Source organism: Chitinophaga costaii (assembly GCF_900094705.1).
GTDB lineage: Bacteria > Bacteroidota > Bacteroidia > Chitinophagales > Chitinophagaceae > Chitinophaga > Chitinophaga costaii.
Genome location: NZ_FMAR01000006.1, coordinates 88,711 through 101,747, shown reverse-complemented (window position 1 = coordinate 101,747; position 13,037 = coordinate 88,711). Strand labels below are relative to the sequence as shown.

Here is a 13,037-nt window from a genome sequence, read left to right as displayed (position 1 = left end):
ACATCGAAAGCTGTGCCTGCTAAGGTAGCTCCCAAAACTGCTCCTAAAACGGCCGCTAAACCAGTAAGTAAACCGTTGGCCAAACCAGCAGCCGCTCCCAAAAAAGGAGCTGTGGCCCCCAAAGTAGCTGCGCCCGTGAAAGCGGTGCCTGCTCCTAAAGCTGCGGTAAAAAAAGTACCGGCCCCTCCGGCGCCGGCTAAAAAAGAAGAAAAACAACCGGTAGCCCCCACTCCTACAGCGACTAAAGTGGCCACCGTTGCCAAACAGTTGGATAAACCAACAGAAGCTCCTGTAAAAAGTGTGGAACCGGACATTACTCAGTATTCAGAAAAAGAAGTAGCAATGCCCGTAAAAAATAAAGTTGTTAAAGACAGCCAGGAAAAAGTTGAGAAAGAGGTAAAGGCTCCTGCAAAAGAGCCGGTGAAGAAAGCAGCGGAGAAAAAAACTACCAAATCTGCTTCTGCTTCTGCCGTGGCCTACCAGCCTGAATTTACCAAATCCATCCTTGACCAGCCCGAAACACCTGTAGGTCCTGTGTACCGTTATAGTGACGCAGAGCTACAGGAATTTAAAGAACTGATCCAGAAAAAACTGGAAGCAGCGCGTAAAGAACTTGTGTACCTGCAAGGCCTCATTACCCGCAAAGATGAAGCGGGTACTGATGATACCGAAAACAAGTATATGAGCATGGAAGATGGAGGTGGCTCTCAGGAACGGGAACAGCTGAACCAAATGGCCAGCCGCCAGATCCAGTATGCAGACCATCTGGAAAAAGCCATGATGCGTATCGAAAATAAAACATATGGTGTGTGCCGCGTAACTGGTAAACTTATAGACAAAAACCGTCTTCGCGCCGTACCACATGCTACGCTGAGCATAGAAGCCAAATTGGCCAAAAGCAAATAAATATCCAATACGATAAATAGTAAAACCGGGCGATAAGCCCGGTTTTTTTTTACCTATTCCAAACAAAAAGAGGCTACACGATCGAGCGTGTAGCCTCTGCTATTGTATATTCAATTAGGACATATCCTTAAAATGCCCTTGCCGGGCAATATACTATCATCAATAATTTAGGTAAAGCAATTTTGGGGAATAGGGAGGTAGTGCGAAATTTAATCAAACAATAATTTAAAGATTTGCAAAAATTATGCCGTGATAGTAAACGGCTGAAGACATACTTCCATTACCGTTAGGGTACGGAAATTATAGTAAAGCACTGCCCTAAACAGTGCTGTGCCCCAAGCAAAAAACATACACTGTACTCTTTGAATTTACTTAAATTCCTGCATTTCCACCAGCCTTCTATAAATACCGTTTAGCGCCATCAAATCGTCATGGCGACCCCGTTCCACGATCTCACCCTTATCCATCACAATAATTTCGTGGGCATATTGAATGGTACTGAGGCGGTGGGCAATAACGATAGTAGTGCGGTTTTGCATCAGCTTGTCCAGTGCTTCCTGTACAAGTTTTTCTGATTCTGTATCAAGCGCCGATGTGGCTTCGTCCAGAATCATAATGGGCGGGTTTTTAAATACTGCACGGGCAATGGTGAGGCGCTGACGCTGCCCCCCGCTTAGTTTCATACCCCGATCGCCAATGCTGGTGTCGTATCCATGTTCCAATTGCTCAATAAATTCATGGGCATTGGCAATCTTTGCCGCCTGGATTACGTCTTCCAGTTTGGCGTCGGTTTGGCCAAAAGCAATGTTGTTAAATACCGTATCATTAAAAAGAATGGCTTCCTGAGAAACCATGCCCATTAAGTTACGCAAATCATTGAGTTTAAAGTCGCGGATGTCCTGTCCATCCAGCGTAATGCGGCCTTCATTCACATCATAAAAACGGGGCAGCAAATCTGCCATAGTGCTTTTACCGGCACCGCTTTTACCCACCAGGGCTATTACGTGTCCCTTGTCTATGGCCAGGTTTACACGGTGTAATACATTTTGTTGTTCATATTTAAAAGTAACATTCTCATAAACCAGGCGGTTGTTAAAATGCGATACCGGTATGGCATTGGGCCGTTCGGTAATATGTGGTGGCTCATCCAGCAGTTTAAAAATGCGTTCGCCAGCCACAATGCCACGTTGCAGGGTAGTGAGTGCGGAAGAAATGTTTTTGGCCGGGTTCAGTATCTGGGAATAAAACACCAGGTATACGATAAAACTGGGACCTGTAAGCCCTGCGTTGTCCCGGCTCAGCACCAGTTGGCCACCATACATTACCAGGATCACGATCACGATCACACCCATCATTTCTGAGATGGGGGAGGCCATTTCGCGCTGGTTAAACATAGACTTGCTTACGGCAGAAAATTTACGGTTAATGGCGGCAAACTTTCTTTGCATGAAGCCCTCGCTGCTGAAAGATTGTATGATGCGTATGCCACTGATCGTTTCTTCAGAAACGTTCAGGATCTTGCCTAGCATTTCCTGGCTAAAATAACCTTTCTGTTTTAGTCTTTTGGAAATGTAAGAAATCAGGAAACCGGAGATTGGGAAAAATACGATGGTAAAAAGGGTAAGCGTCCACGACATATAAAACAATACACCGAAGTAGGCGATGATAATAAAGGGATCGCGCAGGAACACCTGTATAGAACTGATCACCGAGGCTTCGATTTCCTGCACATCGTTTGTCATCACGGAAAGGATTTCTCCCTTTTGCCGGTTATGAAAAAAATCAAGCGACTGGTGAGTGAGATTATCGTATAGTCTATTACGCATGCGTTCCAGCACATTCATGCGCATGCGTACCAGTACGCGGGCGCTCATATAGCGGAAAAAATTGGCTAATATGGTAGATAAAACGATGATGGAACATACAAAAGCAAGCCCGCGCAGCGGTGTGGCAGGTGTATAAAACTGGTAGAAATAATAATTGAAGGCGGTTTTAAAATATTCTACACTCAAGGTGAAATGAGGGAGGGTATTTACAACATTCATTTTCTGCTGACCAAAGATTACTTGTAGCATAGGAATGAGCATTGTGAAGTTCACAATGCCGAAAATGATGCCGAAGAACGTATAAGTCATAAGTTCTGGCACATAGTGCCGGAGTGGGGTGGCAAAATTGAGTAATCGTTTAAAAGTCTTCATTCCATTTACTTTAGTCCGCTCTTGACGGCCAGCAAAATTAGCATAATTAATGTTACTTTCGCGGGGAGGAGGTGCCGGCTACAGCATGGCGGATTCCGCGCCGGACGGCGCATTTCATTTTAAAGCGATCATTTAATACCCGGTATATGCAGGAAAGTAAACGGCAAAAACAAGTAGGACAACAAGTGCAGCAGGAGCTGAGCGACATCTTCCAACGCATGGGTTTTAACATGACAGATGGTGGTATGATCTCCATCGCCACCGTGCGTATGACACCCGATCTGCTGGAAGCACGGGTGTACCTGAGCATGTTCCAAATTAAAGACACTGCGGAAATGATAAACCGTATTAAAGAGCGCGCAGGTGAGATCCGTAAGGACCTGGGCAACCGCATGTCTAAGCAGCTACGCCGTATTCCAGAGTTATCATTCTTTCTTGACGACACTTTGGATTATGTGTTTAAGATGGAAGAATTGTTTAAAAAGATTAACGATAACCCAAACACCCCCCTAAAATAGCGCCGATGGTTTAAAGTAAATGACGCAAGGCCTGTCTCCCGGGCCTTTGGCCCATAACCTTTAACATTTTTTTACCGCCGGACGCTAGCATTTGATAATATTTTTTTTCATCTTACTATCATTAAGCTTTCCCTATGATCTGGCAATTCGCTACCCGCTATTTCTGGGCTAAAAAATCCACCAATGCCATTAACATCATTGCGTGGATCAGCGTTTGCGCCATAGCTGTAGGTACAGCTGCCTTGTTCATCATTCTCAGTGTTTTTAACGGGTTCTCCGAGTTAGTGGCATCCCTCTACTCCTCCTTTTATCCCAGTGTAAAAGTCATGCCGGCCCAAGGCAAACAGATTTACCTGGAACCCTCCACCTTACGTAAAATACAGGCCCTACCCGGTGTAGTTCACTTCAGCGAGGTAATCGAGGAGAAAGCTGTGCTCAGTTATAATAATGAGCCCACCATTGCCATTTTAAAGGGGGTGGATAGTAACTATATCTATGTTTCGGGCGTTAAGGATAAAATAGTAAGGGGGAAATATGAAACCATGGTGGAAGGGATGCCAGAAGGTGTTTTCGGTTCCGATCTGGAAGGCGCCATGGGGATAGATATGACCCGCAGCGATATTCCGGTTACGGTATATGTTCCCCGACCAGGTGCCGGTGCTACAGCCTTGCCCGAGGAGGCACTCAATAGCGATGTGCTTTTTCCGGCTGGGGCTTTTGCCATCCAGCAGGATTTTAACACCCAATACGTGATTACCCATATTGATTTCCTGCGCCGGTTACTCTCTATGCAACCTGGCCAGATGTCTGCCCTGGAAATATCTATTAGGCCACACGCCAGTGACCGTGACGTACAAAAATCCTTACAGTTAATGCTTGGCAACAAATTTGTAGTACAGACAAGATTCGAACAAAATCAATCGCTATTTGCCATCATGCAGACTGAAAAATGGGTAGTATATCTCATTTTAAGCTTTGTGTTGGTGATTGCCGCCTTTAATATGATTGGATCATTATCTATGTTAGTCATTGAAAAACAGAAAGATGTAACAATCCTTAAAGCTATGGGGGCCAACGATCCATTGATTTTACGGATATTCCTGGCGGAAGGGTTACTTATTGCAGGCTTTGGAGCCTTAATAGGTTTTATATTAGGATTCACAATATGTGTGCTTCAGCAGCGTTATGGCATATTGAAATTGGGAGGTACTTCTTTTTTGGTAGATTCCTTCCCGGTAAGTATGCATTTTCAGGATTTTCTGCTAATTCTAATGACCATTTTGGGAATAGGATTGGCGGCTAGTTGGTATCCTGCCAGGCGTGCAGCTAGGCAATCCATAGAGCTAAAAGCGAGCTAAAGTGGTGGATATTAAAAGGTTATCTGTTTAAAATATGATAAGTTAAATTATTATCCTATTTTTGCCAAAGCCTTTTGAATACACCTACTGGCCAGGAATCGAATACTAAAAATGTGTATCAACAATACATGTACTTTACTGAGTTTGTTTGTCCGCTATATCCGTGAGACTTGTTTTGAAGTTTGAATTGAAATTGGAGAAGGAAATTCAATGCACTTGTGTATAATCCCCCCATTATGGAGAATGTAATTATTGCCACTGTTCTGAGTTTTATCGTCACCTATCTTTCCATACCGGTATTGATTAAAGTGGCGGAAGTAAAACATCTTTTTGACGAGCCGGATGAGCGTAAATCGCACAAAGTGCGTATACCCACCCTGGGTGGAATTGGTTTTTTCGCAGGATTTATATTGGCGGCAGCTACCTGCGCGCCACTGGCCGATAGATCGCCCTTTCAATATTTTGCCGCTGCATTTTTTGTGATGTTCCTGGTAGGGTTAAAAGACGATTTGGTGGGTTTATCTCCTGTAAAAAAGTTGATAGGGCAGATGATAGCTTCCTTTGCGGTAATTTATTTAGGAAATATTCAAATTCACAGCATGTATGGCTTTTTGGGTATGCACGAATTGCCGGAACATATTAGCCTGCTCCTCACTTATTTTACTTTTCTGGTAACGATAAATGCTTTTAACCTGATAGACGGTGTAGATGGTTTAGCCGGCGGTATTGGCTTACTGGTATCTGCTGTACTGGGTACCTACTTTATAGAAGTGGGTGAAGTATTTTATGCCGTATTGGGTTTTGCCATGGCCGGTGGTCTGGCAGCCTTCCTGATCTTTAATATCTCTCCTGCACGTATTTTTATGGGTGATACTGGTTCTTTAATACTGGGATTGCTCAACACAATACTGATTGTTAAATTTATTGACGTGGCCGGAAATCCGGCAGCTCGTTTGCCGGTAAATTCGGTACCAGCCGTTGCTGTGGCTATCCTGATCGTTCCCCTGTTCGATACATTACGGGTTTTTGCCGTGCGTATGCTCAACGGTCGTTCCCCTTTTTCGGCAGATCGCAACCACATTCATCATTACCTGCTGGACCTTGGCCTGAACCATCGTCAAACCACTATGGTGGCCGTTTTTGTTAATGTGCTGTTCATTGCTGGGGCTTTTGTATTCCAAAACCTGGGTACAGGTACTTTGTTGGTAGCAATGACCTTCTTAAGCAGCCTTGGTACCGGTGTTTTGTACATGTTGCGCAAACGCCGCGATCAGCCTTCTGTTGTTATTACCAGCCTGTCTCAGGTACCTGAAATGAGTAAGATAAAAGGTACCAAGATATTGCATGTAACTACCAATGGTGTGTTAGAAGATAAATAATTGCGTTTTAGCTAAAATATCTGCTGCCGCTATGACTGCATAGCGGCATTTTTATGTAGTGGCAGGCCTGTTCTGCCTTTGACGATTAAAAGAAATCGTGTAGGTTTGCATCCATTTAAGCAATTAAATTATGCAAGACGATCTGACCCTTATTATTGACGATGCCCAGCAAACCATGCAAAAGGCGGTTGCTCACCTGGAAGCAGAACTATTAAAAATCAGGGCCGGAAAAGCTGCTCCCAGCATGGTAGACAGCATTCAAGTGGAATATTACGGTTCTCCCACTCCACTGAGCCAGGTCGCCAACATCTCAGCTGTGGACGCCCGCACCATCACCATACAGCCCTGGGAAAAGAATATGTTACAACCCATTGAAAGGGCCATCATTGCCTCCAACATTGGACTGAACCCGCAAAACGACGGTATTATTATCCGCCTGTTTTTGCCCCCTATGACGGAAGAAAGAAGAAAGGAATTGGTAAAGCGGGTAAATGGGGAAGGCGAACTGGGCAAAATTGCCGTACGCAATATCCGTCGGGACGCTATTGAAGCCATTAAGAAATTGCAAAAGGATGGCTTAAGTGAAGACGAAGCCCGTGACGGGGAAGCTAATATGCAAATTATGACGGATAAATTCATTGTGCTGGTAGACAAGCATTGCCAGCAGAAAGAAAAAGAAATTATGTCGATCTAAAAAGCCCATAAAATATAAAAAAAATCATAAAACCCGCTGTTATAGCGGGTTTTATGATTCACCCCTTTTCTTGGTTGGCTAGGACTGCACCCAGGATGCATGGCGCAACGCTATTGCCCGGTAGCAGGTGGGTGGTGGCCAGCTAAAGGCTGTAGAAAAGTTTTCAGATAATGAACAGCTCCAGGAAAGCGGCGGACCAATAATTATTAAACTAGTTGGTAAAACTTTTTTTCAAAATTTTGTTATATTGATCAGGCAGCGGTCTGAATAAGAGCAGCAAAACACCATGCTGGGGGAAAAGGTAACCTTGAATGCCGAAAAGCGGTATACATTTAGCTACATCCCATTTTTTCATCATCAACTTATCATCAACATGGCAAAAGATAAATTGGCTGACATCAGCACCCATGCCCCCAAAAAAGAGGATAAAGCAGAGATTAAAGCACATACCAAGCATATTCTGAGAGAGCTGGACGAACTGCAAAACCTGCTGTACGCAGGTAAAAAATATTCGCTGCTCGTTGTTTTGCAAGGCATGGATGCCAGTGGGAAAGATGGGACCATCCGTAATGTATTTGGCCAACTAAACCCACAGGGAGTAACGGTGCAGGCGTTTAAAGCGCCCACGGAAGAAGAGGCGGCGCATGATTTTCTATGGCGTATTCACAAACATACGCCGGCCAAAGGCATGTTTCAGGTATTTAACCGCTCGCATTATGAAGATGTACTGATACAGCGTGTACACAGTTGGATAGATGATAAAGTAGCTTTTCAGCGCATGAAGGCCATCAATCAATTTGAACAATTATTGACCAAACATAATGATACCATTATTTTAAAATTCTATCTTCACATATCCCCGGAGGAACAGGCGAAGAGGCTGGCTGAGAGAACGGAAAACCCTATGAAAATGTGGAAATATAATGCAAGCGATCTGGCAGAAGCGAAACTTTGGGATAAGTACCAGGCAGCTTATGATGATGTGATAGAGCATTGTAACGACATTCCCTGGCATATTGTACCGGCAGACAACAATTGGTACAAAGAATACTACATTGCAAAGACGGTGCGCGATGCACTTAAAGAACTGGATATGCACTACCCGCGCCTAAAAACAAGTGACGGCAAAGTGAGCCAGTAATAATGAGACCATTGGAAGACACACGACATACCGACTGTATACTTTTATTGTAACCATAAATCTTATTACTATGTCGTTTTTTAAAGAATTCAGGGATTTTGCCATGAAGGGCAATGTGATCGATCTTGCCGTAGGTGTAATTATAGGCGCTGCATTTAGTGCTATTGTTACCTCGTTGGTAGAAAATATAATTATGCCCATTATAGGGTTGTTCACAAAAGGCACAGACTTTACCAACTTATTTATAACGCTGAATGATCCGCAAGGCAGGGAATTCAAGACCTTGGCTGAAGCTAAGGCTGCGGGTGTAGCGGTATTTGGCTACGGCGCATTTTTGCAGGCAGTATTTCAGTTCCTGATCATTGCTTTCAGTATATTCCTGATGGTAAAAGCGATCAATTCCCTTCATCGTAAGAAAACTGAAGATCCGGCGGCTCCTGCAGCACCTACTGCAGAAGAACAATTGCTGATAGAGATCCGCGATGCAATCAAAGCAAAATAATTTTTTGTACATCCATTTATATGATGCTGCCTAATACGGTGGTTATCAATAATTGTATACGTAATCTTGCTGATCAGATGGCAGCCTGCATTGTTGGGGTCTGCTAATTTATTATAGGTTTTAAATTCACTACATGAGCATAAAAAAAATAGCGCTGGCCGTTGCAGCCGCACTGTTATGGGTGGGAAGTGCCAGCGCCCAGGCCACCAATCAATTAAGCCAGTACCGCGATAATGCAACCGCCAATATTAAAAAAGATCCGAAAGATACCATACCCAAAATCTGGAAAAAGGGTATGCTGATAAACGTGAATATTAACCAGGGATCGCTGACCAACTGGGCGGCAGGTGGCGATAAATTTTCCCTGTCCTTAAGCTCTCTGCTCAATGCATATGCCTTTTATAAAAAAGGAAAACATGCCTGGGATAATGTGGCAGACCTGGGTTTTGGCTTAACCAACACCACTACGCTTGGCACCCGTAAAGCCGACGACCACATTGACCTCACCAGCAAGTATGGATATGACATGGGTAAACACTGGTACGCTAGCCTGCTGGCCAACGTGCGCACCCAGTTTTCCAGTGGCTATCTCTACACAGACAGTTCCTCCACACTCACCTCGAAATTCTTTGCGCCAGCTAACCTGCTGTTATCGCCTGGTTTCGACTATAAACCTACGGATAAATTTTCCCTGTTTATTTCCCCGGTAACTGGTCGCTGGATAGTGGTACTGGATGACTCTCTGTCGGCCCAGGGAGCGTATGGTGTAGACCCCGGCAAGCATATAAAATCGCAGTTTGGTGCTTATCTTACGGTAAACTGGATAGCGGACATTAGCAAGGACATAAATTTCAAGACCCGGCTGGACCTGTTCTCCGATTACCTGGAAAAGCCACAGAACGTATACATGTTCTGGACCAACATGCTCACCTTAAAGGTCAATAAATACATTGCTGCTTCGGTGAATGTAGACATGATCTATGACGACAAGGCCCGTGTATTTGCAAACCCAAAGACCGGTACGCTTGGGCCAAGGCTACAAGTAAAGGAAGTGATTGGGGTAGGCTTTTCTACAACATTCTGACCCGTCTGGAAAAATACCTGGAAGCCCGCTCCTGTAGCGGGCTTTTTTATGGGTGATGGGTAGTAGGAGGTATGCTCAGGCCGGCGTAGGTCTCCTTTTGACTAGCGAATAGCCTTCAATCACCTCGGAACAAGAAATTAGGAAAGAAGGGCATATTACCCCTGGTCAAATCCCTGTATTTTCCTTATTTTTGAAAGCCTGTGCGGGTATTTTCCCGGGGTAAAAATTTACTTGTGAGCGAGAACATCAACAACCATACGGATCACAGTTACAAAATAAAGCTGGCCCAGTTCGAGGGTCCGTTCGACCTGCTGTTGTTCTTTATAGAACGCGATGAACTGGATATATACAACATCCCGATCAATACCATCACGCAGGATTTTCTGCATTATATCCATCAACTTGAAGAACTGAACATTGAGCAGGCCAGTGAATTTATACTGTTTGTGTCTACCCTCATGCGTATTAAGGCCAAGATGCTCATTCCGCGTAAGGAAATAGACGAGCAGGGCAACGAAATAGATCCGCGTCAGGAACTGATAGATAAGATTCTCGAATATAAAAGGTACAAGCAGGCCGCTATAGAACTGGCGGAAAAAGAGGCAGAGCGGCTGCTGATGATACGCCGGGGCAACATTGCCAAAGAATTAGTGAATATTGGAGAGGAAACCAGCGAAGGCACCGAGGTACAAACCATTACACTCTTTAAGCTGAGCAAGACCTTCGAAAGGATCATGCAACGCATGAAAGACCGGGGAGATAAGCCCCAGCACGTGGTATACAAATATGAATACACGATGGAAAATTCCCGTGTGTACATGATGGACCTGGCCCGTTACGAGAAAACCATGGCTTTTGAAAAGATCTTCGACCATTGCCGGGACCGTGTACACGCTATTTTTCTTTTTCTCAGCATGCTGGAACTGGTACAAATGAATCACCTGGGCTTGATGGTGGGAGAGGGCCGCAATAATTTTATCGTAGAATATATAAGCGATATGCCGCTCACGGCCAGTGATGGCGATGAAGAGGAGGAACAGGAAGATGAGTGATAAGCGCCATCATATTGCCATGGTAACGCTACCATCGCTGGCGCAGCAGCATCCGGACATGATTGTGTCCAGCATTTGTGGCTTGGGAGATTCCTTCTTTGCCCGTCATGACAATCCGCATCGACATGACTTTTATGCGATGTACTGGATAAAAAGTGGCTCGCTTCGGCTCACCATCGATGCTGTTATTCACGATGTTGGGGCCAACACTCTGCTGTTCGTAGCCCCTGGCCAGGTGTATCAAATGCAGTTCAGCGGAAAGCTGGAGGGTTATCTGGTGGCATTCCAGGATGGGTTTCTGTGTTTAAAAGATGCTAACCAACATTCTGGTATCAATTCCAGTCTCTTCTTTAATGCCCAGTTCAGCAGTGTAATTAGCCTGGAGGCCTCCATGGCACCAGATTTTGAGTGGCTAGTGCAACGCATGATGCGGGAAATTGTAGAGCAGCAGCCAGAGTATCAGCTGGCTACTCATGGCCTGCTGCGCTACTTGCTGGTATTGGCCTCCCGGCTACAAGCTGCCACCAGCGTTACTATAAATGACTCCTATTCTCCGCATTACAATGGTTTATTCCTTCAGTTTAAACAACTAATAGAAGAAAAATTTCGCATCCTGAAAAATGTATCGGAATATGCAGACTTGCTGCATATAAAACCGGTGCAACTTAATGAGATCAGCAAACAGCTCTCGGGCATAACGGCTGGAGAGCATATTCGTAACCGCATAATACTGGAAGCGCAGCGCTACCTCTTCAATACCGACCTCTCCGCTAAGGAGATTGCCTACCAGCTTGGGTTTGAAGATCCACATTATTTTAGTCGTTTTTTTAAAAAATATACTAATCAGCGCCCTTCGGAGTTTAAAGAACTGAGCAAAGTAGGAAGTTGACGCTGCTCTTCCCACATTTTCTGAGAAAAAAGTCCACCACTTTTATCTTTCTGTCCATTTTAAATAATGTTGTAACATATATATTTGTCTTGTCGAATCGAGATAACATACTCAAAACATAAAACTTAAAAAAATGGCAACCTGGAAAATTGACGCTACACATAGCGAAATAGGATTTAAGATTAAACACCTTATGATTACCAATGTAAGTGGTAATTTCACTTCTTACGATGGCACTGTTACGAATGAAGGCGAAGACTTTAAAGATGCGACCATCCACTTCGAGGCGGATGTTGACAGCATCAATACTAAGAATGAACAGCGCGATGGTCATCTGAAATCTCCCGATTTCTTTGACACTGCAAAGTATCCAAAATTAACTTTCGTATCTACCAAGGTGCAGAAACTAAACGATGAGGAATATAAAGTAACCGGCAATCTTACTTTGCACGGAGAAACTCATCCTGTAGAGCTGGCCGTAGAGTACAGTGGTATTGTAAAAGATCCGTATGGTCAAACCAAAGCTGGTTTTGAAATTACCGGACGCTTGCACCGCGCCGACTTTGGCCTGCGCTATAATGGTACTACCGAAGCTGGTGGCCTGTTACTGAGCGACGAAGTGAAGTTGAATGCCAGCATTCAGTTAGTAAAACAGTAATAACTGTCTAACATAATATCATTTTTTATACGCCAGGCTGCCAAGTATAGCCTGGTTTTTTATGTTTCCCTTAATTGTAGCTACCTCATCTTATTTTTAATGGAATACTTCTTGTGGGACTATTCTCACTAAAAAAATATATAATTATGAAAAGAACTGCAACGGCAAACTGGAAGGGAAGCGGAAAAGAAGGAAAAGGATTAATCTCTACCCAAAGTGGCGTGCTACACGATACGCAATATTCCTTTGGCAGCCGTTTTGAAAGCGGTATTGGTACCAATCCGGAAGAGCTGGTGGGTGCTGCACACGCGGGCTGTTTCACCATGAAGCTGACGTTTAACCTCAATGGCGCTGGATTTACCCCGGACACCATTGATACGAAATGCACCATTAATTTTGAAAACGGTGCTATAGTGGAAAGTCATTTGGATGTTATCGCTACAATACCCGGCATTGATCAGGCTAAGTTTGACGAGCTGGTAGCGGATGCAGAAAAGAATTGCCCCATTTCCCAACTGCTGAAAACTAAAATTACGGTAGACGCCAAGTTGGTGTAATTGCTTCCTGATATTACAAATGAGCTATCGCCTCCAAGCCATTGTCTGAAAGACTTTGTGCTATGCAGGTGATAGTTTTTTTTTGCATATGCTCGTGGTAT

Annotated in this window: 13 protein-coding genes; 12 read left to right on the top strand and 1 reads right to left on the bottom strand. The window is 44.2% G+C overall.

Annotated features, from left to right (window positions below):
• Nucleotides 1-12: 12 nt before the first annotated feature.
• Entirely contained in the window at nucleotides 13-906 is an 894-nt protein-coding gene (locus GA0116948_RS21590; protein WP_240619143.1) for a TraR/DksA C4-type zinc finger protein, read from the top strand.
• Nucleotides 907-1,274: 368 nt separating this feature from the next.
• Here the strand turns inward: GA0116948_RS21590 and GA0116948_RS10630 are convergent, their stop codons facing one another.
• Nucleotides 1,275-3,104, bottom strand: coding sequence for an ABC transporter ATP-binding protein (locus tag GA0116948_RS10630; protein WP_089711932.1), 1,830 nt, complete (start codon nucleotides 3,102-3,104; stop codon nucleotides 1,275-1,277).
• 146 nt (nucleotides 3,105-3,250) lie between these two features.
• On the opposite strand from GA0116948_RS10630, the gene rbfA reads away from it, so the two are divergent.
• From rbfA to GA0116948_RS10575, 11 genes are all read left to right on the top strand, one after another.
• Nucleotides 3,251-3,622: a 30S ribosome-binding factor RbfA gene (gene rbfA, locus GA0116948_RS10625; protein WP_089711930.1), complete on the top strand. Its 372-nt coding sequence runs from the start codon at nucleotides 3,251-3,253 to the stop codon at nucleotides 3,620-3,622.
• Between the two features lie 134 nt (nucleotides 3,623-3,756).
• Complete coding sequence (locus GA0116948_RS10620) at nucleotides 3,757-4,980, top strand: FtsX-like permease family protein (protein WP_089711928.1); 1,224 nt, start codon at nucleotides 3,757-3,759, stop codon at nucleotides 4,978-4,980.
• Between the two features lie 236 nt (nucleotides 4,981-5,216).
• The gene (locus tag GA0116948_RS10615) at nucleotides 5,217-6,359 is read left to right on the top strand and encodes a glycosyltransferase family 4 protein (RefSeq protein ID WP_089711927.1); all 1,143 of its coding nucleotides are present in this window, start codon (nucleotides 5,217-5,219) and stop codon (nucleotides 6,357-6,359) included.
• A 130-nt stretch (nucleotides 6,360-6,489) separates the two neighbouring features.
• Complete coding sequence (gene frr / locus GA0116948_RS10610) at nucleotides 6,490-7,053, top strand: ribosome recycling factor (RefSeq protein ID WP_089711925.1); 564 nt, start codon at nucleotides 6,490-6,492, stop codon at nucleotides 7,051-7,053.
• Nucleotides 7,054-7,426: 373 nt separating this feature from the next.
• Nucleotides 7,427-8,194 carry a PPK2 family polyphosphate kinase gene (locus tag GA0116948_RS10605; protein WP_089711923.1) on the top strand — a complete coding sequence of 256 codons (768 nt, stop codon included), beginning with the start codon at nucleotides 7,427-7,429 and terminating at the stop codon, nucleotides 8,192-8,194.
• A gap of 70 nt (nucleotides 8,195-8,264) precedes the next feature.
• Nucleotides 8,265-8,696 (top strand): large conductance mechanosensitive channel protein MscL, encoded by a 432-nt coding sequence (gene mscL, locus GA0116948_RS10600; protein WP_089711920.1) that lies wholly within the window; start codon nucleotides 8,265-8,267, stop codon nucleotides 8,694-8,696.
• A gap of 133 nt (nucleotides 8,697-8,829) precedes the next feature.
• Complete coding sequence (locus tag GA0116948_RS10595) at nucleotides 8,830-9,780, top strand: DUF3078 domain-containing protein (protein ID WP_089711918.1); 951 nt, start codon at nucleotides 8,830-8,832, stop codon at nucleotides 9,778-9,780.
• Between the two features lie 233 nt (nucleotides 9,781-10,013).
• Complete coding sequence (locus GA0116948_RS10590; protein ID WP_240619142.1) at nucleotides 10,014-10,832, top strand: segregation and condensation protein A; 819 nt, start codon at nucleotides 10,014-10,016, stop codon at nucleotides 10,830-10,832.
• Nucleotides 10,825-11,721 carry a helix-turn-helix domain-containing protein gene (locus GA0116948_RS10585; protein ID WP_165798344.1) on the top strand — a complete coding sequence of 299 codons (897 nt, stop codon included), beginning with the start codon at nucleotides 10,825-10,827 and terminating at the stop codon, nucleotides 11,719-11,721. The genes GA0116948_RS10590 and GA0116948_RS10585 overlap by 8 nt, the downstream gene beginning before the upstream one ends.
• 133 nt (nucleotides 11,722-11,854) lie before the next feature.
• On the top strand, nucleotides 11,855-12,379 hold the full coding sequence (locus GA0116948_RS10580) for a YceI family protein (protein WP_089711913.1): 525 nt from the start codon (nucleotides 11,855-11,857) through the stop codon (nucleotides 12,377-12,379).
• 146 nt (nucleotides 12,380-12,525) lie between these two features.
• Complete coding sequence (locus tag GA0116948_RS10575) at nucleotides 12,526-12,936, top strand: OsmC family protein (RefSeq protein ID WP_089711911.1); 411 nt, start codon at nucleotides 12,526-12,528, stop codon at nucleotides 12,934-12,936.
• Nucleotides 12,937-13,037: the final 101 nt, after the last annotated feature.

What these genes read in the sequence shown, in the direction of transcription:
- GA0116948_RS10575 (WP_089711911.1), top strand. Translation starts at nt 12,526, where the DNA reads ATGAAAAGAACTGCAACGGCAAACTGGAAGGGAAGCGGAAAAGAAGGA.
- frr (WP_089711925.1), top strand. Translation starts at nt 6,490, where the DNA reads ATGCAAGACGATCTGACCCTTATTATTGACGATGCCCAGCAAACCATG.
- GA0116948_RS10585 (WP_165798344.1), top strand. Translation starts at nt 10,825, where the DNA reads ATGAGTGATAAGCGCCATCATATTGCCATGGTAACGCTACCATCGCTG.
- GA0116948_RS10620 (WP_089711928.1), top strand. Translation starts at nt 3,757, where the DNA reads ATGATCTGGCAATTCGCTACCCGCTATTTCTGGGCTAAAAAATCCACC.
- rbfA (WP_089711930.1), top strand. Translation starts at nt 3,251, where the DNA reads ATGCAGGAAAGTAAACGGCAAAAACAAGTAGGACAACAAGTGCAGCAG.
- GA0116948_RS10605 (WP_089711923.1), top strand. Translation starts at nt 7,427, where the DNA reads ATGGCAAAAGATAAATTGGCTGACATCAGCACCCATGCCCCCAAAAAA.
- GA0116948_RS10630 (WP_089711932.1), bottom strand. Translation starts at nt 3,104, where the DNA reads ATGAAGACTTTTAAACGATTACTCAATTTTGCCACCCCACTCCGGCAC.
- GA0116948_RS10615 (WP_089711927.1), top strand. Translation starts at nt 5,217, where the DNA reads ATGGAGAATGTAATTATTGCCACTGTTCTGAGTTTTATCGTCACCTAT.
- mscL (WP_089711920.1), top strand. Translation starts at nt 8,265, where the DNA reads ATGTCGTTTTTTAAAGAATTCAGGGATTTTGCCATGAAGGGCAATGTG.
- GA0116948_RS10595 (WP_089711918.1), top strand. Translation starts at nt 8,830, where the DNA reads ATGAGCATAAAAAAAATAGCGCTGGCCGTTGCAGCCGCACTGTTATGG.
- GA0116948_RS10580 (WP_089711913.1), top strand. Translation starts at nt 11,855, where the DNA reads ATGGCAACCTGGAAAATTGACGCTACACATAGCGAAATAGGATTTAAG.